This window comes from Marinilactibacillus sp. 15R, from assembly GCF_001895285.1.
GTDB classification, from domain to species: Bacteria; Bacillota; Bacilli; order Lactobacillales; family Carnobacteriaceae_A; genus Marinilactibacillus; species Marinilactibacillus piezotolerans.
The window spans coordinates 1,460,672-1,480,088 of record NZ_CP017761.1; the positions used below are offsets into that span (position 1 = coordinate 1,460,672).

Here is a 19,417-nt window from a genome sequence, read left to right on the forward strand (position 1 = left end):
TGAAGGTGGTGTGAATGTGGAGTTTGCAGAAGCTAAGCAAAAGAAAGAACGTGGGTATACCGTAAAGGAATGCTTAGAAGAATTAAAAGATAGTGATGAACTGGTCGTTGTTAGCGTTAAAGATGGGCTTGTCTACACTTCCTATTCAACTACAGATGGGGATGTGCCTAAAATGTTAGGACTACTAGAAATGGGAAAGAAAATCATATTGGACAATAACTAAAACAGTAATAACCTTATTAAGTCGCTACTCACTGAGTAAGCGGCTATTTTTATCGTCCAATAACGCTTATGACGATATAAAAGATGCGTAAATACTACTTACTAGCGTGGCTTTAATAAAGAGTAAGGTAAATACATTCCGAGTACACTAGAAGCGGCTGACGAGCCAATTTCATGGGTATAACGAATCGTATTTACCTTATTTGAGGTTAAAGACTAGCGTGGAGGGAGAAAAGAAAATGAAAGAAAAAATCTTATCAAACTTAGACAGTACCAACTTACTAAAAATGAAGCTGCAATTCTTTGCCGATCCAGATGGAGGAGACGACAATGCAAACCCTGATGGTGATGACAAAGGATCGGAAAACGGCGGAGATGGAGGAAGTGAAGTAGATCTTCCAAAGACGCAAGCTGAACTAGATGCCGCTATCAACAAAGCCAATCACAAAGCAATCAAGAACGCTACAAAAGGATTGCTAACTGAAGAACAGGTCAATGAGCGCATTCAAGCAGCATTAAAGAAAGAGAAAGATTATTCTTCTCTGAGTGACGACGATCGAAAACAAAGAGAGTGGGAAGACCAAAAAACTCAATTTGAGAAAGAAAAAGCTGATTTTAAACGCCAGAAACTCGAAACGCAGATCGAAAAAGATATGATCCGAAAAGGATTGCCAGTATTAGCTGGCGAAGGTGATGACGAGTTCAGTTTTGCTACTTTATTCGCTCAATCTGGAGACTCTGAACAAGCGTTAAAAGCTGTCGGAGCATATGAGAAAGCATTTAAAGAAGCTGTAGCTGCAGAAGTTAAAGAATCATTGAAGCAATCAGCTCCCGGAGCTGGTGGAGGAAATGGAACTGCAACTCAGAACTATGGCGAACGAGTAGGTAAGAGAAAACAAAAACAAAATGGTCCGATATTCGGAAACTAAAAATAGGAGGAATTAATGATGAATACAACAGAATTTGGAACATCTAAAAATGTTTTATATGACGGCATTTATAAAGCTGTGCCAGTCACGATTGATTCAGAAAATGTTACAGCAGTAGACGGAAAGAAAGTCATGCCAGCGGGAACTTTAATTAAAGGAGCTTCTGCTTCTGTATTTACGGATCGTGAACAAAATGTAGTAGCTACAACAGGAGCTTCAGGAGATATTGACGGTATTCTTCTATATGACGTTGATGTAACAGACGGAGATGCACCGGGGTCATGTGTTTATCACGCTACCGTATGGGCAGATAAAGTCGAAGCGACTATTTCAGCAAATGTCCGTAGTAAATTAAATCAAATCACATTCGTACAAGGATAAGAAAGGGGAAAATAAACTATGCCAAAAATTTATGATTTAGTCACAGCGGCTAATTTATCAGGATATTATGAAGCTACAAAACCAGATTCAACCAACATTGGAGATCAATTATTTCCAGCGCGTAAACAATTAGGTTTGCGATTAGACTTTATAAAAGGAGCGAATAAGCGTGCAGTTGTATTAAAAGCTTCTGCGTTTGATACTCAAGCTTCTTTACGTGATCGTATGTCTATCAAATTGAGTTCTGAAAACATGCCTTATTTTGATGAAGGAATGCTTGTGAAAGAAGAAGACCGTCAACAATTAAATATGATTGCACAAACAAATAATCAAGAGTTATTAGATGCAGTAGTAGATAACATTTATGATGATGAAGCGACATTGATTTCTGCTGCTAAAGCTCGTACACATGCAATGAGAATGCAGGTATTGGCTACGGGTAAACTCCAAATCAATTCAAACGGTGTACGCCGTGAGTTTGATTATGGCGTGCCTGAAGAAAATCAAGGACAAGCAGCAACCGATTGGTCTGCAACAGAGGCAGATCCGATTGCAGATATTGATACAGCAATCGAAGCAATGGCAGAACAAGGGATTTCTCCTGCTGGAATGGTTATGAACTCCAAAACTTATGGGTATTTACGCAAGTCAGCATCAACTGCTAAACGTATCACTGGGGTAAAAGCGAACCAGCCAACTCGTAATCAAGTAATTGAGTATTTACGTGATGAATATGGCTTGTACGCTACTTTGGTTGATGACACATTCATTGATGATGCGGGCGAAGTTCGTAAATACTTCCCAGATGGACGTGTGACATTCGTTCCAAATCAACCAGTCGGTAATACTGTTTTTGGTACAACTCCGGCAGAATCTGATTTACAGAATGGTAATACACCGGGTGTTTCTGTAGCAGTTGTGGAAACAGGCGTTGCTGTAGTAACTGAACAAAAAGTAAATCCAGTAAACGTTGAAACGAGAGTATCAATGATTAATTTACCATCATTCGAAGGTGCCAACATGGTTTACTTGCTTCAAACGGACTTAGCAGCTGAAGAGCCAGTTGATCCAGGAACTGGAGAATAATCTCAAACATAGAAGGGAAGATGATCTATGAGCGAGGAAATGAGAACTGAAATTAAATTACTAAAAAACATTACGGACAATTTGCAGGACAGCTTAATTGATTTGATCATTAACGAAAGTGAGCAACGTATTCTTAGTCGAATCAACTTATATAGAAATCAAAAATTACCAGCATTGCCAGATGGCTTAGAATGGATTGTCCGTGATGTATCAATCAAAAGGTTTAACAGACTGAATGCGGAAGGAACTAAAAAGCATAGCGAGGAAGGACTTTCTTTTGATTGGGAAAGTTATCTGAATGAGTATGAGGATATTTTAGTTAGCTTCAATGATACAAAACCAGTTGATAAATCTCGCAGTGGCGTAATTAGAATGTGGTGATTAGATGAATTATAACGATCGAGTCACAATCTATGAATATCAAGAAGAAAAAGACGCTCTTGGATCAATTAAAAGAGTAAAAGTACCCATTGTTGTTCCGTGTGCTCGCGGAAAGCTGACACACGAACAACAAATGGGGTTTTTTGGTAAGTATAATCTTTCGGCTTTTAAATTGCATTTGCAAGGGGTATACGAAGGTTTAGATGAAGTTAAGTATAAAAATACTATACGTTCTGTAACTGGTATTATACCTTACGAAAACGCCACTGTGGTGGTGATTGGATGAAAGTTAAGTACAGAATGAAAGGTATGAATCGATTTTATCGACAAGTGCGTAAAACAAGCGAAAACACTCAAAAAGCTGTCCAAAGAGAACTAGCTTTATCTTCGTTAAGAGTAGAACGCAAAGCAAAAATGCTTGCACCTTGGGATACTGGTTGGATGTCTATGAATATCTATTCGGATATGGTGAGCGCTTGGATTTATGAAGTTGTTTCTCCTGCTGAATATTCAATCTACCAAGAACTAGGAACTAGATATATGGCAGCACAACCATTTATGTATCCAGCTCTGCAAGAAGAATACTGGACACTAATGAGGAGATTGAGCAAGATTATGAAATAAAGGGAGTGATTTTATTTACTCACCAACTGTTTTATATCTAATGGATTTACAGAATCGATTAGCCGAATTGAATATACCGATTGAACAAAAACTACCAGATTCATCGGTTTTAGAACCGTTTATAGTGTTTGGTGGGTTATCTACGGATGATCAGCCAAGCGCGAAAATTGGTAGAGCAATAGATGATTCTCTTTTTCAAATAGATATTTTTCTATCAATCGATATAGGTAAAGTAGAAGCAGAAGAAATCAGAAATAAAGCAAAAAAACTAATCGGAAGACGTAGGAATGTGACGAGCGAACTCTTAATCGATAACACGATCGGTAGAGAAACTTATCACATTCCTATTCGTATTTCTGAACTAATTTATTAAAAAAAGGAGAGATAAAACATGGCAATAATCAAAACAACAGCAGCGCCAGTAAAAGGCTTTCGAGTTTGGTATTTTATCCAAGCGGTAACAGCAGAATTAGGAAGTGATGCGATTTTACCTGCTTTCCAAACAGAAGGTGGAACCACTTTAGGTGGAGATAACATTGATGAACAGACTAAACAAGGTCGAATTATTCAAAAGTCCACAGATGAACAATCAGTTGATTTGACACAATACTTTGTACCTTCTGATCCTGCTTCACAAGTTATTGAACAAGCTAAAGTGCAAGGGTTGTCCGTAAAAGTATGGCGTGTAGTAGTAGATGAAAATTCAGCTGAAGGGGAAGGTGAAGAAAAAACATATCCTGCAAAATTTGGGTATGGATTACCTGAAGAAATTGAATATTCAGACGGAGAAGACTTAGTGGAAGTTTCCTACACGCTTCAAATTGTAGGACGTTTGCAAGATGGAAGATTCCCGTTAACGGATGAAGATGTAGCGGTAATTGAAAACATGTACGATTACCAAAACCCAGGAGAAACAACTGGTAACTACGATGCTATCGAAACAGCCCCAGAAGCACCTTAATTAATGATTGATAGGGGGCTTTGGCTCCCTATTTTATTTTATACAAAGAGGAGAATATAAATAATGGCAATTACAATCAAGGTAAAAGGAAAAGATGTAGAGATTAAATTTAATTATCGTTTATTGTTTTTAGCAAACAAAAAGTTGGGTTCAAAAGATAAAAATGGTGTTAATCAAGAAGATGGAGCAGCAAATCTTTTTAATAACATGATGGATCGTAAAGAAAGCGCGATTCATAATTTGATTGAATTAGCTAGCAAAGATAAATTAACTGAGAATGATTTAATTGATGCGGTTTCTGATTATACAGAGGAACACGGATTTGAAGAAACCTTTAAAGAAATTGAAAATGAAATGTTAAACAGCGGTTTTTTCTTGCCAAAAATCCAAAAGCAAATTCAAGACATGAAATTCTCTCTCGATCTATTAAAAGAGAAGAAAACAGAGGAATCTCAAGATCAAGTTCGAGCAATCAAAGCAATGACCGAACGATTAGAGAAGCGGATCTCATCACACAGTGCTCAAGACAAGGGCTAACAGATATTGATTTAATCATGTCTTGTTACCACTGGGAATTAGAGGCACTTTTGAAAGGATTAATGCTTAAACAAGTAGATGAAAGAGAAAAGCTTGCTGAAATGGCAATCAATTTAAGATATACGATGAACGCCAAGAAAATTCAAGTGAACAAGTTGTTTAACAAGAAAAAAGAAGAACAAAATGTCTTGGATCAATTTAAACGTAAAAATATAGATGGAACAAAAAATAAATTAGCTCAAAAAGTACAACAAGTTAATGGTTATTTTAAAAATAGATTTAAATCTAAAGAAAGCGAAAATTCTGAAGAGTGAGGTGAGAAAAAGTGAATACAGGTTCTATTCGTGCGACAATCGGCGCTGATATGTCTGATTACACAAGAGCTATGCAAGAGGTTCAGGATGTTACTAGAAACGCCTTTAACGCCGCTCAAAAAGCAGCACAACAAGGTGGAAACGCTATGGCAAAAGCTGTACAGGCGTCAATGTCTGTTATCAATAGATTAATGCCTAATCAAATGAAACAAGCAACTACTAGTATGGCGAATGTCTTAAATACAGCTGGTGGGGCGATTCAACGAACGATTGCACGTATTGGCGAAAAAATACCTGATCCATTCCGAAACGGATTTAATCAATTGACTTCTATTGCTAGCCGATCTTCTCAATCGGTCGGTAAAGCATTAGATCCGATTATGACTCGAGCTACATATGTAGCTAACCAAATGACTCAAAACCTTGGTAATGGATTTAGAAATATCTCGAAACAAGCTTCGAGCGGATTAAATGGGATTAGTAAAAACTTTTCAACTTTAAATCGGCAATCCAGTGGATTAAGGTCAAGTATAACAGCGTTAGCCAGTGCGTTTTCTCTTGTTGCATTAGCGCAAAAAGGAATCAGCGCAATTACTAGTTCTCTAGATGGTGCAATTAGCCGATTCGATACATTGAATCAATTCCCAAGGATTATGGAGTTGTGGGGCTATAGTTCAGAAGAAGCTCAAAATTCTACTAATAAACTTAAAGAAGGCATTGAGGGACTACCTACAACGCTTGATGATATCACGGGGAATGTTCAACGTTTAACGAGTGTAACGGGGGATTTAAGCGGCTCTACAGATGCAGCTCTTGCGCTTAATAATGCTTTCTTAGCTTCAGGTGCAACTACAGCTGATGCAAGTCGTGGTATGCAGCAATATATACAGATGTTATCAACTGGAAAAGTGGATATGATGTCTTGGCGGACGTTACAAGAAACAATGCCAGGCGCATTAAACCAAACAGCGGAAGCATTCGGGTTTGCAGGGAATAGTGCAACTCAAGATTTTTATGAAGCTTTACAAAGTGGAGAAATTACCTTTTCTGATTTCCAAGATAAATTAATTGAATTAAATGGAGAAACTGAAGGGTTTGCGGATCAAGCAAAAACAGCAACAGAAGGTATCAGGACTTCATTATCCAATTTACGCAATGCTGTAGTTAGAAATATGGCTAGCATTATGGATAGTATTGATGAAGCTTTAGAAAATAATGGCTTACCTAAAATGGCTGAAATGCTAGACAATGGCAAAGCTGCTATTGATCGACTCGGAGGAGCTGTTCAATCAGTAGTCCCTGGAATTATTAGTACTTTAGCCGATCTATCTAGTGTAAATGCTATTCAATTGTTAGCTTTACCTTTAATTCCTCAAGCGATTGGAATGATAGGAACACTAGGCGTCGCCCTAGGTGGAATAGGAAGTTTAGCAATTGGAGCTGCTGGAGTAGTTGGCGGGGCATTTGCTGGAATTGGCTCTGTATTTAGTGGTTTAAGTGGCTTGGTTGGTGGATTTGGTGGAGCAATGATGTCATCTGCTGGAGTTGGCGTTAGTGCAGCAGGGATGATGGCGAAATCCATTACTTCAATCGCTGGGTTAGCCTTATCTGCAATTGGACCTGCTGCTATATTAGGATTAGTCGTTGCTGGTTTAGGAATTGTCAATAATGCGTTCGGTGATGAGATTACTGAAATGCTAAATACAGTTACACAAAAAGGTCCACAAATTATTACCGACTTTGTGAGTGGAATCGTTTCTCAAATTCCTCAATTGATTCAGTCTGGGACACAATTAATCCAACAATTAGCAACAGCAATTACAGCGAACATACCAACTATCATTCAAAGCGCTATCTCAATTATAGGTGCTTTAGTTGGTGGGATTGGTGCAAACGCTGGTTCGTTGATTAACTCGGCTCTAACAATCATAGCGACTTTAGCAAACTCGATATTATCAGCATTGCCACAATTGGTTATGATCGGCATGGATTTACTTCTATCGGTAGTACAAGGGATTATTCAAAATATTCCTATGATTGTAGATTCTGTCCAAACAATTTTAACTAATTTCGTGAATTCAGTCGTATCAAATTTACCAAATATTATACAAACCGGTATTCAAATTATCATGAGTTTGATTGATGGGCTAACTCAATTGTTACCACAAATCATTTCAATTGGTATAAGCGCTTTAATGACGTTAGTACAAGGCATTATGGACAATATTCCTTTATTGCTTAATGGAGCCGTAGCGATTGTACAATCATTAGTTGGATTTGTAGTTCAGAATTTACCAATGATTTTACAAATGGCTATTCAATTAGTTATGACCATTTTTAATGGAATTATCCAGAATTTACCAACGCTGATATCAGCTGGTATGCAAATTGTAATGACATTGATCAATGGAATCGTGCAAATATTGCCACAAATTATAACAGCCGGAATAGATTTAGTTGTTCAATTAATTGGAGGAATTGCACAAAGTTTACCAATGATTATAGAGTCAGCTATTGGCATGATTGGTCAGTTTATAGCTGGAATTATTCAAATGTTGCCAAATCTACTTGCAGCTGGATGGGATATCATCAAAGCCATAGGGTCCGGAATTATGGAAGCTATACCTAATGTGCTTTCTGGAGCTTGGGAAGGTATTAAGTCAGGATTCGGATCAATGTTTGATTGGGTTACTGGAAAAGGTGGAGAATCAACCGAAACAACTAAAGGTCAATTTGAAAGCTTATCAACCAGTGCTACGACTGCAACTTCTACTATGGCAACGAATGTATCAACAAACGCAAATAACGCGACGAACGCATTAACTACAGCAAGCTCAAACGCCAATATATTTGGTAGCCAAAACTACAGCAGTCTTGCAACGAATGTTGGCGGATCTTTAAGTGGAATGAGTAGTAATGTGTCCGCTGAAATGGGTAATCAATTAAACAAAGTCAATAACGATACTAGCCAAATCTCGAAACTTGGATTAGACAATTATACCGCTATGTCTAGCAATGTATCAGGTACCTTAGGAGATATGACAAGTAATGTAGGATCCGAAACAGGCAGCCAATTGTCTAGCGTGACAAGTAATTTAGCTGGAGCAAGTAAAACGGGATCCAGTGAATATCAATCCATGGAATCTCAATCAACTAGTGCGTTAAGTGGAATGACCAGTTCTGTACAAACAGAAATGTCTGCACAAAAAACAGCTATTAATCAAGGTACTAGCGACGCAAACAAGCAAGCTGAACAATCATACAAAGCAATGCGAAATACTGTAGAAACATCTATGAAAGGCATGTCTGATATAACGAAAAATGTTTATAATCAGATGAAAAATATAACTCGTTCTGCCAGTAAAGAAATGTCTACACTTTTTACTGCTGGAATGAATAAGATGAAATTTGAAAATAGTTCAGGTTTCAGAAGTATGAATACAACAACAAGATCTCAATTGAATCAAATGGTCAACACGACTCGTTCTTCTATGAATTCTATGATATCTATCATGCGAAACGCTCGTGGCGCTGCTCAATCAGCCGGGTACAATGCGGGCGCAGGATTTAAAGTTGGATTAGCTTCTACTAGAGGAAGCATAATGGCAACTGCTAGAAGTATCGCATATAGTGTATCTTCAACGATCCGTAGTGCTATGAATATTCATTCCCCTTCAAGAGTGACAAAAGAGTTAGGTTCGTTTACTGGTGAAGGTTTTGCGGTTGGTCTACAAGGTTGGATAAGTAATATCAAGTCAGTAGCTTATCAAATGGCTTCAGCGGTAACTTCTCAAGATTATGAAATGAATGCAGCGCTTACTACGGGTGCAAGTATAGAAAGTTCTGGTGTAACTAGTCGGTTAGAAAATCTATCTGATGAAGTTAGAAACTCTGAACCTAGAGACGCTATTTTCGAAGTCAATAATGACTTTGATGGAGATAAGATTCACACGACTATTAAACGTAAAAATGCACGAGAAGAAATGAAAGAAGAATACTTCAATTAAAGAAGGTGATCAATATTGATTTATTAATTGAAAAAGATACAGGACAAATAAAATTATCTGAGTATAATTTGCTTGTCCAAGATATCGAAGCAAGTTCCCCAAGCATGATGGTCGACAGACGTACGGTGAAAAATAGAAGCGGTGTTATTAACGCAGGAGCTCAATTTGTGAGTAAAACAATTAAGGTTGCTGGTAGTTTTTATGCCAGTAGCCTTTTGGATTATGAAAATAGAGTAGATGAATTAAATGCTCTACTAATTGATTTGGATCCGTATTACATTACAAAAATGATTCCTATCAATGACGAATTATATCAATATCAAATACCTGGAGAAACAACGAATGATTTAAACCTTTTAGAAATAGAACATGAACCCTTTAAATATCGATACAAGGTTCAACCTGATGGAGATTTAAATTTTCAATTTAATGGCAAATCAGACAAAGGATTGTTTTTCAAATTTACGTTTTACTTTATTACTGCTGAAATGCCTTTTGGAGAAACAATTCCAAAGACATTATCAATTAATAGCGATTCAATTAGCTATGATGGCACGGCGAAAAATAGTCAATTGGAATATCCTTGGACAATTAAACTAGTAGCGGATACTCAGCAATCAGGTACTTTCACTTTAATGATTGGGAGCAAAACTTTCAGCTATTCTAGTCAAACAGATATTCAGTCTGGAGATATCTTTTTATTAAAAGGAATTGAGACAACAAAAAATGGTACAAATGTCAATAATTATACAAATAGAGAACACTTTGTATTAGAACCACGATTAGATAAAGAAATACCTGTCACAACGAATTTTCAAGGAACAATTCAAATTTTAAACTTTGTTGAATTTTACAAATAAAGGAGGTGGTAAGATTTGATAGATTTTATTGATATTTTGGGTGATCGACACGGTGCTGTTACGGAATACTCTATCAGACACGGAGTGAATGGCGAAAAATCAATATCTGGTACTGTTTATACAAATGACGAGGTTATTCATGGTGTTGATCGTGGATGGAGACTTGAAATTGATAATGAGTTTTACGTGATAACTTTTGCGGTTCCAGTAGATAGCGGTAATGAAACCCAATTAGAGTTTGATGCAGTTCATGAGTTCTTTTATGAATTCAGTAAGAAAAATGTATATTCTACTCTCAACGGATCAAATACGGCTGTCCGTTATCTGGATTTTATATTTAATGGAAGTGGATATCAATATAATTTAGAAGTTACAATCCCAGCTTTTGAAAAAGAAGAATTCGGCATGACCAATCGACTCGCTTTATTTAATGATTTTATAAAAAGTACAGGGGTTGAATTTGTTGTAAACAATCGAGTTGTGCGCATTTTAAGAGAAGTTGGAACCGATCTATCTACAATCGTTAAAAAGGGCTTTAACATGCAAGAATTGCGTTTAGAAAAGAATTTAAAGGACTTTGTAACTTATAAACGTGGATTTGGTGCATGGAATAATGACGAAGACCAATCTCAAGGTAGATTAGAAGCGGTATATCGTAGTCCGTTGGCTGATTTATATGGAGAATTAGAAGATGAACCTTTGGTTGACGAACGTTTTAGTGTTAAAGCTAACTTAGAAGAACGACTTCAATCTGATGTTGAGAATAGTTATTCTATTTCTGTACAACTGACAATGGAAGATTTAACAAAAGCTGGATATGAATATGAACAGCCTAGAACAGGCGATTATATTATGGCTATGAATGAAGATTTAGGGTTTGAGCAAAAAATCCGTATCGTTAATTACGAAAGTCATTATGATGTTAACGGACAACTCATTGACCATGATATTACATGTAATTCTTTAGGGATAGCTCAGAAAAATATAGGTTCTGCAGGCTTAAGAAACACAATTAATCAAGCTTTGGATAATGCTAATTTAGCTTTGGAAAGAGCTAATTATGCTGTTGTTAGTGCTGATGGAAAGACTACCAATTATTTTGGAGAAGACGATCCATTAACTTTAGGTTATGAAGTTCGTTTTAAAGATACATGGTATCAAATCATTGGCGAAGATAAAGTTATGAACGTGTGGAATGGAGCAGAATGGGAGCCTATAACAGATACCAGAGTTAGCAAAAGAAATGCTGAATTAATCGCCGAACAACAAGCCGCCCTAGAAGAAGTTAAAACAACAGCTGACTACTCATACGACCAACTCCAACAAACGATCGCTAACAGTGGATTTACGGATTTAGATACAGCATTTGGCAACGTTAAAACATTGAGCGAACAAGCTGAATCGAATGCTTATAATGCCTATAATGCCATTGAGAATTTTGAAACTAGCGTAATCGGACCTACTGGACGTTTAACATTAGCTGAACAATTTATTGATGGCTTTAGAAATACAGCGTTTGATCCTTCTACTGGTCAATTAAGTTTGACTGAACAAACGATCAATGGTTTACAAGATACTGTGAGCGATCCTGTGAATGGATTGGAAACTAAGTATACTCAACTATCTGGATTAATTGATTTAAGAGTAACTTCTGAACAAGCTAGAACCATTTCAGAAGCAGAAATATTGGCTGATAAAACAATTAAGGACACTAGAAATGATAATCAAACACCTGAATGGTATTTTGATAACTATCCTAAGCAAGTCGTTGAAGAATTTAAATATAGAAATGTAATAGGTGCTCCTGGGTCTCAAACTTATGGTCAGCTTACTACCAATATTCCTTGGTCTGACAGTAGTGGTGGTTATGTTATCCAAATATTTAAATCAGCAGATGGCACATTTGAGCGCCGAGGAAGGTTCACAAGTTGGAATGAGTGGGAAAAGATAGCAGATACAACCTATGTACAATCTCAATTTTCAATCCTTGACGACAAAATATTTGCTAAAGTTTCTGAGGGAGATGTATACAGCCAACTCTTAATTGACTCACGCAATATTTTATTTGATGCAAACGACAGATTTATGATAAGCGCAAATAAAGTTGTGATTGATGCCACCGAAGGCGCCTTTATTACAAGTGCCATAATCGAAGGGTTATCAGCAGATAAAATAACTGCGGGTACAATTGATGCTAATGTAGCCAATATTATCAACATCAACGCAGATGAAATCGTATCCGGGAATATTACAGGTATTAACATCAACGGGTCCAAAATCACGAATGACTTTGATATTGAAGTAGGCGGAGATGGTATGACCTCTGTGCGCATGATAGGTAGTACAGTAATAGAAGGGGATATTAGAACGAGTGCTTCACTAACGGATGGCGGTACGCTAACGTCCTACTTTGACCCTATCGGTGTTGGTGCAATCATCAATAATAGTGATGGTTCGGTTAGGTCATCTTATGCTTTAGATGCTAGTGGGTTATACCTACAAAACGGAAGCGTTAGAACTTATGTAGGTGATGGTGGTTTTAGACTTTCTTCTGATAGCAATCCAGTCGGAGGAACCTTGCAATACGAACCTTCATTAGCACGAATACAACTCGCTTCATGGAATGGTGTAGAGTTCGGATCACTTGACCAAGGGTACTACAGAAGAATTATGGCTGTCACTGGATTCCCGTCCATAGATTTCTTTTATAAGGTTAACATGCAACAAGGCAGAATAGAAGATATATCAGAATTAGTTCTGAGAAATTCTCAAGGTTCTAAATCTGGATCAAGAATTAGAAACACATCTGATAACTGGCTTATGATGGGTGGAAAATGGGGAACGAAAATTGGAGATTTAAGTATAGACGGAGATACGCTTTATGAAATATTAAGGCTACCATCTTCAGGGAGCGCTGTACTCTTCAGAGACTTAAATATGAATGGTAATATGGTTACCAATCAATCTGATGCAAGATTTAAAACGAATATTAACGATTATAAAGAATCCAGTTTAGAAATGATAAAATCACTAAACTTTGTCACTTTTGAATATACAGAAAAAGATAAACCTGAAGGCGTACACTTTGGATTACTTGCTCAAGAAGCAGGTGCTTTAGGTATATACGATAAAGAAACTGATAAATGGATGATTAATTCTTCAGATCAAATCATGCATAATACGCATGGTTTACAAGAGTTAACACTTGCGCATGAAAATGTTGTTAATTTAGCAAGTAAAGCCTATTTAAAAGCTGAATCAAATGAAGAAAGAATCGAAGCTTTAGAAGCAGAACTCAAACAATTAAAAGGAGAATTAGAATGAGAATGAAAAACTATGAAATAGCTAATATTAATGGTGTATTGATGGAAATACTAGATCAGCCAATAAAAGGTAAGTTGAAATTTAAGTTATTTAAGTTGAAGGTCGAACTAGAGAATAAATTAAAGGTGGTGTCTGAAGCTCTAAAGGACGTAGACAACGAAGAAGAACGTACAGAGATAATCAATGAAGAACAAGATGTATCGTTTGAGACATTTGAAGAGAGTGACTTAGAGAATTTAGAATTATCTATAAGACAATTATCAGTGCTACAACCAATACTAAAAGGAGAGGATAAATAATGTTGGCAAATATACAAGAAAACGTAAATCTACAAGCAGAATCTAAAATTGGAGAAGAGGTAGCAGTGACCTTTGCTTGCTTAGTATCCGTAGAAGGTAATGGCAATGCAGTCAGACCTACCATCCGAAATGTTGATTTATATGAAGCAAATAAAACTCAAATACGAAATGACCAACGAGAATTTCAGAATCTGGTATGGGAGACAGAGGATAGACTAGCAGCGAATCAAGCGGAAGGGACAAGCGAATAAGCTTGTCTCTTTTAATTTGAGAGGAGAATGAAGATGAAAGAATTAGAATTAAAAGTAGAAGCGTTACAAGCAAAAGTGAATTTTTTAATGGAGACAATCAAAACTTTAGAGCAACATGTCAAGTCTATTGAAAGCGAAGTTGTTTCAAAAAAGGAAAGTCGCTAGCGGTAAACTAGCGACTCTTTGATGATTACTCGAATTTCAAATAATCGTTTCCTAAATCCGTAACTTTGTATCCTTGACTTTGAGCAACAGAAATTATCTCTTCTTTAGACATTTCATATTTAGAAATGTCAACAGTTGCTTTTGGAGCGTTATTCTTATCGGCTACTTTGAAATTGCTCTGTAACAAACTGTTCAAATCTTTCCAACCTTTCAAAGGGTTTTGAGCAGTTGGTTTTGGATCTAGTTTAGACATAAGTATCACCTCCTCTAATAGGAGTATATCAAACGTTTTCAGGAACAAGTGTTTAATTTTCACAAGTAAGGAGTAGCCAATAGGCTGCTCTTTTTAATTACCCAGAAAGGAGTGTGGAAATGACGGATAAAAATTTAAGGAAAGATATAAAGATAGCAAAGTTAAAAAGACTCTATCATCCTTTAGGGTTGCTGGTTGCTATAGTTAGTATAGCTTATGGCGAATTTACAATAAGAGTCAATGACTATTTAATAGCGAATACAGAGCCTTATTTTCAATCTTTACCAGTTAAAGTAATCGGCTTTGCTCTATTGTTAAGCGGATTAATCAAATTGATTGGAATCTTAACAGACAACACATTAGCAAGAAAAATAGGTATATGGTCGCTAAGTGGCGTTTGGTTTGCTTTATTCGTACTAGCTGTTACATTCTCTTTTGGTTCTGGCTATCCCCATCCTAGTTATTTATTTAACTTTTTAGCGTGGGCGTCATGTTTAATTGTCTCCTTTAAAGGGGACTACCGTGAATGACATTATCAGAGCTTGTACAGTTAGCCGCAGGAAGTACAGTCATAGGCACGCTCGTATCGGTTGTATTTACCAGAGTAACGAATAAAGAGAAACATGATATTGATCTACTAGATCGAGCGTACAAAGAAATTAATCGACTAGATTCAATTGTTAAGCTGTTGAAAAGTGACTTAGATGACGAAAAATACATGAGAAAGAAAACGGAAAAAGAAAGAGATTTCCTACAAAAGCAATTAGACAACGTTTTGTGGGAGTTGGAGGAATCGAAACACGAAATTGAAAGACTGCTTGAAAAATTGAAAAGGAGATAATCAAAATGAAAATTAAATGGAAAGTCTAAAAAACAACAGCATTTGTGTTATAATATAAAGGTAGGATAGGTTGATCACCGAAAGGGGAGTACCCACTCCCTTGCCTATAAAATTAAATGGGGATTACACTAGGGAGGTAATCAATATCAAAACTAAAACATGCACAAAATGCGGACTAGAAAAGCCGTTAAACGACCAGCACTTTCACAAAAGGAAAGATAATAAGAGCGGTTTTAGAAACGATTGCAAAGTATGCCGAAAAAAGTATCTATCGGAGTGGACTTCCGAAAATCACAAAAAGAAAAAAGACGGCATGAAACGATGGTACAAAGAGAAACAAAAGGAATGTCCAGAGTATTTTTCTTGGACAGGCATGAAAGCTAGATGTTATAACAAAAACCACACAAGTTATCCGAATTATGGTTTAAGAGGTATTAAAATTTGTGAAGAATGGTTAAATGATTTCGGAAAATTTCTAGAAGACATGGGCAAGAAACCTACAGAAAATCATTCTATTGAGAGAATAGACAATGACAAAAACTACTCACCGGATAATTGCAGATGGGCAACGCACTTAGAACAATCTTGGAACAGAGGCGTGTACAGCAATAACAAAACAGGAGTTATTGGCGTTAGTTGGTCTAAAAAAGACAACAAATGGTGGGCAGAAATAAAAGCTGATGGAGAAAAGCATTTCTTAGGAACGTATGACGATTTTGAAGAGGCAACAAAAGCTAGGAAAGAAGCGGAAGAAAAATATCATAACGTAGAAAGCGCCTTTTAAAGGGCGCTTTTTTATTACAGAAAAAGGAGTGTTACTTTTGACAAAAATTAATTGGCGCGTAAGACTTCGCAACCCGCAATTTATCGCACAAATTGCTATTAGTATTTTCGTACCAATTTTAGGATATGCAGGTTTAACGGCTCAAGACTTAACGTCTTGGGCTATTTTGTTGGATTTAATTATAGATGCAATTAGCAATCCGTACGTTTTAATGATTGTAATTGTTTCTGTTTACAATGCAATTCAAGACCCGACTACTGCAGGTATTGGAGACAGTGTACAAGCGTTGACTTATACAAAACCTAGAAAGGATGATAAATAATGACAAAAGTAGTAGCAATTGGCGCTGGACATGGATTAGGCACGCCGGGAAAAAGAACGCCAGATGGAGAACACGAATGGTCTTTTAATAATAAAGTTGTGTTAGCAGCTATAGCTAGATTGAAACAATACGAAGGTATAAAAGTTGTTCGCATGGATGATCCGACAGGCAAAAGGGATATACCTCTAAATGAACGTACGAACAAAGCGAATGCAGCAAAATCGGATGTGTTAGTCTCTATCCACCATAACGCCCTAACAGGTAAATGGGGGCAGCATACAGGCACAGAGACGTACACTTATCTAGGAGAGCAACCAGGAAGCACGAAGCTAGCCAAAGAAGTACAACCTCGACTGCACAAGGCATATGGCTTAAAAGACCGTGGTATCAAACAAGCAAACTTCCACATGGTACGAGAATCTAATATGCCGGCTATTCTAACCGAAGGCGGTTATATGGATTCTAATATCGACATTAAAGCCTTAAGAGATGACAACAAACTGCGAGATGCTGGCGTGGCAATCGCTGACGGAATCGCTGCATACTTTGGTCTGAAAGTAAAAGGTGACGACACTAAACCGAAGCCGGTAGAAACGACTAAACCAGCCGCTAAACCTAAAAAGAAAACAATCGATCAAATGGCTCAAGAAGTCATTGCTGGTAAACACGGAAATGGTCATACTACTCGCAGAAAATCATTAGGTATTAGTCAAGCTGAATACGATAAAGTCAGCGCTAAAGTAAATGCTCATTATGGTGTTAAATCAGCTGCTAAACCTACGCTTAAATCCCTAAATTCAATTGCTCAAGAGGTTATTGATGGCAAATGGGGAAACGGAAGTGACAGGGAAAAACGCTTAAATAAAGCAGGATATAGCGCAGATAAGGTACAAGCTAAAGTAAATCAATTACTATCTGGTGGCAAGCCCACTAAATCTATTGATCAAATGGCAAGAGAGGTTATTGCTGGCAAGCATGGTAACGGAAATGTACAAAGACAAAAATCATTAGGCGTTGATAATACGACTTATCAAAAAGTAAGAGCAAGAGTAAATCAATTAGTATAATGTTTAAGCCCTCTTAATCGGGGGCTTTTTTTATTTGCGTAAAAATAAATTAAATTATTTAGATAAAACACTTTACATAACCACTCATTGGGTGTATAATGTAAATATAGATGAGGGACATACATAAAAAGGAGAAGATGAAAATGGAAAACAGAATTGAAGTTTTAGAAAACGAGAAAAGACAAATTGAAGAACTCTTATCAGAAGATAATTTCGAGGTATTACAAGAAGATATAAAAGAAAAATTAGAATACAAGCAAAAACAAATAGAGCGTACAAAAAGAATAGAAAAAGAAACTGTTGATAAATTTGGTAGCAAAGAAAATTATTTAAAATCACTAGATGAAATTGATATTCGCAATTGCTTTTAAAATTATCAAAAAAAGAAAGTTGGTTGTTTTAATGAAATTCGAACTATTCAGAAACTTATATAGTGAGGCTCTCGATTATGAGAGTCTTGAGTTATACATCGGAGAAAGAGGATGGCAAGAATGGATGGAAAAATATGATCCTGCTGATTATTTGCCAGAAATTTACAAGTTAGCTACATCTGAATTAAAAGAGACCAGAGAACGTAAAGAATTGTCACGTGCAGCGTTTAGCCGATTATATGGTATACCTGTTCGGACAGTCGAGAATTGGGATAACGGTAGCAGAGAAGCGCCTGTTTATGTAAAGTTGCTGATTGATTATTCTTTATTTATTACTGATGTATTCTGATTAAATTGTTACCCGCCCTGCTAAATTAATGGCAGGGTATTTTTATAAAACAGATTAAATTATTTATATTTTTTAGATAAAATACTTGCATTTTTATAGTACATGCACTATAATATTAAATATAGAGATGAGGAACAACGAAAAGGAGAAGATAAAAATGATAAAATTCAAAAACGAAGTATACGACTTAGAAAGTTCACACGAAAGATATTTATTACACTCAGATTTAAACGAGGAATTTGAAAAAGAATTTAATTGGATGGATTATACAGACGAGGATATGAAAGAAGTAAATCAAGAGTTGGAAAAAGCGCATGAACTTATAAGTAATAGAGATAAATCAAGCTTGAACAGTCATTCAATTGGGTTTGATTGCGAATTATCATTTGATTCTGTATCGGAAAATACTTTGCTAATAAATGAATTAAAAATCAATAATTACCAAGTGGAAAAATCAAATGCAAGCAGATCATTATACGTTGTAAATGATAAAGGTGAAGAAGTAAGAATAGCGGATCACAAAAGACCTGGATATGAGTTTGGTGGCGGATTCTACGAACACAAATATGAAAATGAAATTATCGTAAAAAATAATACTGTTTATAAAAAAGAAATAGAAAAATCAGGGATAAAATTACCAGGAGATAAATATATATTGGGGTAGGTGGGGAAAATGTGGGATATGTTATTTTTTAATAAACAGAATATTGAATATGAAACAGATAAAGCGATGTTGATTAAGATGCCAAACAAATCCAATTATAAAGGTTGGATGTTTTGGCATCCTAAATCATTAATAAATGAGGAAGGCGGCAAAGGATACTATTATAGTTTCCGTTTCCCTAATAGTTGGGATTTCAAATTGATTAAGAAGTATAAAAACGGAGAAGAAAAGCAGTTGCACATAGAAGTTTCGGAAATGGTGGCAGCGTTAAAAGATTCAGATGGGTCTATTCGTAGTTGTTCGCCTTATTCTTCTGAAAGTTATTATAAAGAAAAAGAACCTGAAAAAATCATAATTAAAAAAGTAGAGGTGGATGAATCATTGATACGCTAACAAAAAAACAAGAAAATGCCTACCGTAAGTTT

General features: G+C 36.3%; 27 protein-coding genes. 26 read left to right on the forward strand and 1 reads right to left on the reverse strand.

Annotated features, from left to right (window positions below; all coding sequences use genetic code 11):
- Positions 1 to 16: 16 nt before the first annotated feature.
- From BKP56_RS07220 to BKP56_RS14130, 17 genes are all read left to right on the forward strand, one after another.
- Positions 17 to 223 carry a hypothetical protein gene (locus BKP56_RS07220; RefSeq protein ID WP_072694438.1) on the forward strand — a complete coding sequence of 69 codons (207 nt, stop codon included), beginning with the start codon at positions 17 to 19 and terminating at the stop codon, positions 221 to 223.
- Between the two features lie 238 nt (positions 224 to 461).
- Positions 462 to 1,151: a capsid assembly scaffolding protein Gp46 family protein gene (locus BKP56_RS07225; RefSeq protein ID WP_072694439.1), complete on the forward strand. Its 690-nt coding sequence runs from the start codon at positions 462 to 464 to the stop codon at positions 1,149 to 1,151.
- 18 nt (positions 1,152 to 1,169) lie between these two features.
- Complete coding sequence (locus BKP56_RS07230; protein WP_072694440.1) at positions 1,170 to 1,532, forward strand: hypothetical protein; 363 nt, start codon at positions 1,170 to 1,172, stop codon at positions 1,530 to 1,532.
- A gap of 18 nt (positions 1,533 to 1,550) precedes the next feature.
- Positions 1,551 to 2,618, forward strand: coding sequence for a major capsid protein (locus tag BKP56_RS07235; RefSeq protein ID WP_072694441.1), 1,068 nt, complete (start codon positions 1,551 to 1,553; stop codon positions 2,616 to 2,618).
- A gap of 27 nt (positions 2,619 to 2,645) precedes the next feature.
- Positions 2,646 to 2,999: a phage head-tail connector protein gene (locus BKP56_RS07240; protein ID WP_072694442.1), complete on the forward strand. Its 354-nt coding sequence runs from the start codon at positions 2,646 to 2,648 to the stop codon at positions 2,997 to 2,999.
- 4 nt (positions 3,000 to 3,003) lie between these two features.
- On the forward strand, positions 3,004 to 3,285 hold the full coding sequence (locus BKP56_RS07245; RefSeq protein WP_072694443.1) for a hypothetical protein: 282 nt from the start codon (positions 3,004 to 3,006) through the stop codon (positions 3,283 to 3,285).
- The gene (locus tag BKP56_RS07250; RefSeq protein WP_072694444.1) at positions 3,282 to 3,623 is read left to right on the forward strand and encodes an HK97-gp10 family putative phage morphogenesis protein; all 342 of its coding nucleotides are present in this window, start codon (positions 3,282 to 3,284) and stop codon (positions 3,621 to 3,623) included. Before BKP56_RS07245 ends, BKP56_RS07250 begins: the two co-directional genes overlap by 4 nt.
- Positions 3,624 to 3,663: 40 nt before the next feature.
- A complete protein-coding gene (locus BKP56_RS07255; RefSeq protein ID WP_072694445.1) occupies positions 3,664 to 3,996 on the forward strand; it encodes a hypothetical protein in 333 nt (110 codons plus the stop codon).
- A gap of 18 nt (positions 3,997 to 4,014) precedes the next feature.
- Entirely contained in the window at positions 4,015 to 4,584 is a 570-nt protein-coding gene (locus tag BKP56_RS07260) for a phage major tail protein, TP901-1 family (RefSeq protein ID WP_072694446.1), read from the forward strand.
- 63 nt (positions 4,585 to 4,647) lie between these two features.
- On the forward strand, positions 4,648 to 5,121 hold the full coding sequence (locus BKP56_RS07265; RefSeq protein ID WP_072694447.1) for a tail assembly chaperone: 474 nt from the start codon (positions 4,648 to 4,650) through the stop codon (positions 5,119 to 5,121).
- 50 nt (positions 5,122 to 5,171) lie between these two features.
- The gene (locus tag BKP56_RS07270) at positions 5,172 to 5,435 is read left to right on the forward strand and encodes a hypothetical protein (protein ID WP_083540508.1); all 264 of its coding nucleotides are present in this window, start codon (positions 5,172 to 5,174) and stop codon (positions 5,433 to 5,435) included.
- An 11-nt stretch (positions 5,436 to 5,446) separates the two neighbouring features.
- On the forward strand, positions 5,447 to 9,442 hold the full coding sequence (locus BKP56_RS07275) for a tape measure protein (RefSeq protein WP_072694449.1): 3,996 nt from the start codon (positions 5,447 to 5,449) through the stop codon (positions 9,440 to 9,442).
- A 5-nt stretch (positions 9,443 to 9,447) separates the two neighbouring features.
- The gene (locus BKP56_RS07280) at positions 9,448 to 10,302 is read left to right on the forward strand and encodes a phage tail domain-containing protein (RefSeq protein WP_232226857.1); all 855 of its coding nucleotides are present in this window, start codon (positions 9,448 to 9,450) and stop codon (positions 10,300 to 10,302) included.
- A gap of 15 nt (positions 10,303 to 10,317) precedes the next feature.
- Positions 10,318 to 13,626 carry a phage tail protein gene (locus tag BKP56_RS07285; protein ID WP_072694450.1) on the forward strand — a complete coding sequence of 1,103 codons (3,309 nt, stop codon included), beginning with the start codon at positions 10,318 to 10,320 and terminating at the stop codon, positions 13,624 to 13,626.
- Positions 13,623 to 13,925, forward strand: a complete 303-nt coding sequence (locus BKP56_RS07290; RefSeq protein ID WP_072694451.1) for a hypothetical protein — start codon at positions 13,623 to 13,625, stop codon at positions 13,923 to 13,925. Before BKP56_RS07285 ends, BKP56_RS07290 begins: the two co-directional genes overlap by 4 nt.
- Positions 13,925 to 14,176 carry a hypothetical protein gene (locus tag BKP56_RS07295; RefSeq protein ID WP_072694452.1) on the forward strand — a complete coding sequence of 84 codons (252 nt, stop codon included), beginning with the start codon at positions 13,925 to 13,927 and terminating at the stop codon, positions 14,174 to 14,176. The genes BKP56_RS07290 and BKP56_RS07295 overlap by 1 nt, the downstream gene beginning before the upstream one ends.
- Before the next feature lie 33 nt (positions 14,177 to 14,209).
- Positions 14,210 to 14,341, forward strand: coding sequence for a hypothetical protein (locus BKP56_RS14130; RefSeq protein WP_257786575.1), 132 nt, complete (start codon positions 14,210 to 14,212; stop codon positions 14,339 to 14,341).
- A gap of 25 nt (positions 14,342 to 14,366) precedes the next feature.
- Here BKP56_RS14130 and BKP56_RS07300 read toward each other — a convergent pair whose 3' ends face one another.
- A complete protein-coding gene (locus BKP56_RS07300; RefSeq protein ID WP_072694453.1) occupies positions 14,367 to 14,594 on the reverse strand; it encodes a hypothetical protein in 228 nt (75 codons plus the stop codon).
- 119 nt (positions 14,595 to 14,713) lie between these two features.
- On the opposite strand from BKP56_RS07300, the gene BKP56_RS07305 reads away from it, so the two are divergent.
- The 9 genes from BKP56_RS07305 (at position 14,714) to BKP56_RS07345 (ending at position 19,385) form a co-directional block, all read left to right on the forward strand.
- Positions 14,714 to 15,124 carry a hypothetical protein gene (locus BKP56_RS07305; RefSeq protein ID WP_072694454.1) on the forward strand — a complete coding sequence of 137 codons (411 nt, stop codon included), beginning with the start codon at positions 14,714 to 14,716 and terminating at the stop codon, positions 15,122 to 15,124.
- Entirely contained in the window at positions 15,121 to 15,435 is a 315-nt protein-coding gene (locus tag BKP56_RS07310; protein ID WP_072694455.1) for a hypothetical protein, read from the forward strand. Before BKP56_RS07305 ends, BKP56_RS07310 begins: the two co-directional genes overlap by 4 nt.
- A 100-nt stretch (positions 15,436 to 15,535) precedes the next feature.
- Positions 15,536 to 16,219 carry an AP2 domain-containing protein gene (locus BKP56_RS07315; protein ID WP_138473249.1) on the forward strand — a complete coding sequence of 228 codons (684 nt, stop codon included), beginning with the start codon at positions 15,536 to 15,538 and terminating at the stop codon, positions 16,217 to 16,219.
- A 28-nt stretch (positions 16,220 to 16,247) separates the two neighbouring features.
- Entirely contained in the window at positions 16,248 to 16,541 is a 294-nt protein-coding gene (locus BKP56_RS07320) for a phage holin (RefSeq protein WP_232226858.1), read from the forward strand.
- A complete protein-coding gene (locus tag BKP56_RS07325) occupies positions 16,541 to 17,608 on the forward strand; it encodes an N-acetylmuramoyl-L-alanine amidase (protein ID WP_072694457.1) in 1,068 nt (355 codons plus the stop codon). Before BKP56_RS07320 ends, BKP56_RS07325 begins: the two co-directional genes overlap by 1 nt.
- Positions 17,609 to 17,751: 143 nt before the next feature.
- On the forward strand, positions 17,752 to 17,979 hold the full coding sequence (locus BKP56_RS07330) for a hypothetical protein (RefSeq protein WP_072694458.1): 228 nt from the start codon (positions 17,752 to 17,754) through the stop codon (positions 17,977 to 17,979).
- A 31-nt stretch (positions 17,980 to 18,010) separates the two neighbouring features.
- Positions 18,011 to 18,328, forward strand: coding sequence for a helix-turn-helix domain-containing protein (locus BKP56_RS07335; RefSeq protein ID WP_072696067.1), 318 nt, complete (start codon positions 18,011 to 18,013; stop codon positions 18,326 to 18,328).
- 157 nt (positions 18,329 to 18,485) lie between these two features.
- Positions 18,486 to 18,992, forward strand: a complete 507-nt coding sequence (locus BKP56_RS07340) for a hypothetical protein (protein WP_072694459.1) — start codon at positions 18,486 to 18,488, stop codon at positions 18,990 to 18,992.
- Between the two features lie 9 nt (positions 18,993 to 19,001).
- Positions 19,002 to 19,385, forward strand: a complete 384-nt coding sequence (locus tag BKP56_RS07345; protein ID WP_072694460.1) for a hypothetical protein — start codon at positions 19,002 to 19,004, stop codon at positions 19,383 to 19,385.
- Positions 19,386 to 19,417: the final 32 nt, after the last annotated feature.

Bases quoted from the DNA above. Each gene is read 5' to 3' on its own strand.
- BKP56_RS07335 (WP_072696067.1), top strand. From the start codon at position 18,011: ATGAAATTCGAACTATTCAGAAACTTATATAGTGAGGCTCTCGATTAT.
- BKP56_RS07290 (WP_072694451.1), top strand. From the start codon at position 13,623: ATGAGAATGAAAAACTATGAAATAGCTAATATTAATGGTGTATTGATG.
- BKP56_RS07235 (WP_072694441.1), top strand. From the start codon at position 1,551: ATGCCAAAAATTTATGATTTAGTCACAGCGGCTAATTTATCAGGATAT.
- BKP56_RS07345 (WP_072694460.1), top strand. From the start codon at position 19,002: ATGTGGGATATGTTATTTTTTAATAAACAGAATATTGAATATGAAACA.
- BKP56_RS07230 (WP_072694440.1), top strand. From the start codon at position 1,170: ATGAATACAACAGAATTTGGAACATCTAAAAATGTTTTATATGACGGC.
- BKP56_RS07260 (WP_072694446.1), top strand. From the start codon at position 4,015: ATGGCAATAATCAAAACAACAGCAGCGCCAGTAAAAGGCTTTCGAGTT.
- BKP56_RS07300 (WP_072694453.1), bottom strand. From the start codon at position 14,594: ATGTCTAAACTAGATCCAAAACCAACTGCTCAAAACCCTTTGAAAGGT.
- BKP56_RS07240 (WP_072694442.1), top strand. From the start codon at position 2,646: ATGAGCGAGGAAATGAGAACTGAAATTAAATTACTAAAAAACATTACG.
- BKP56_RS07255 (WP_072694445.1), top strand. From the start codon at position 3,664: ATGGATTTACAGAATCGATTAGCCGAATTGAATATACCGATTGAACAA.
- BKP56_RS07310 (WP_072694455.1), top strand. From the start codon at position 15,121: ATGACATTATCAGAGCTTGTACAGTTAGCCGCAGGAAGTACAGTCATA.
- BKP56_RS07295 (WP_072694452.1), top strand. From the start codon at position 13,925: ATGTTGGCAAATATACAAGAAAACGTAAATCTACAAGCAGAATCTAAA.
- BKP56_RS07245 (WP_072694443.1), top strand. From the start codon at position 3,004: ATGAATTATAACGATCGAGTCACAATCTATGAATATCAAGAAGAAAAA.
- BKP56_RS07225 (WP_072694439.1), top strand. From the start codon at position 462: ATGAAAGAAAAAATCTTATCAAACTTAGACAGTACCAACTTACTAAAA.
- BKP56_RS14130 (WP_257786575.1), top strand. From the start codon at position 14,210: ATGAAAGAATTAGAATTAAAAGTAGAAGCGTTACAAGCAAAAGTGAAT.
- BKP56_RS07305 (WP_072694454.1), top strand. From the start codon at position 14,714: ATGACGGATAAAAATTTAAGGAAAGATATAAAGATAGCAAAGTTAAAA.
- BKP56_RS07325 (WP_072694457.1), top strand. From the start codon at position 16,541: ATGACAAAAGTAGTAGCAATTGGCGCTGGACATGGATTAGGCACGCCG.
- BKP56_RS07340 (WP_072694459.1), top strand. From the start codon at position 18,486: ATGATAAAATTCAAAAACGAAGTATACGACTTAGAAAGTTCACACGAA.
- BKP56_RS07250 (WP_072694444.1), top strand. From the start codon at position 3,282: ATGAAAGTTAAGTACAGAATGAAAGGTATGAATCGATTTTATCGACAA.
- BKP56_RS07265 (WP_072694447.1), top strand. From the start codon at position 4,648: ATGGCAATTACAATCAAGGTAAAAGGAAAAGATGTAGAGATTAAATTT.
- BKP56_RS07330 (WP_072694458.1), top strand. From the start codon at position 17,752: ATGGAAAACAGAATTGAAGTTTTAGAAAACGAGAAAAGACAAATTGAA.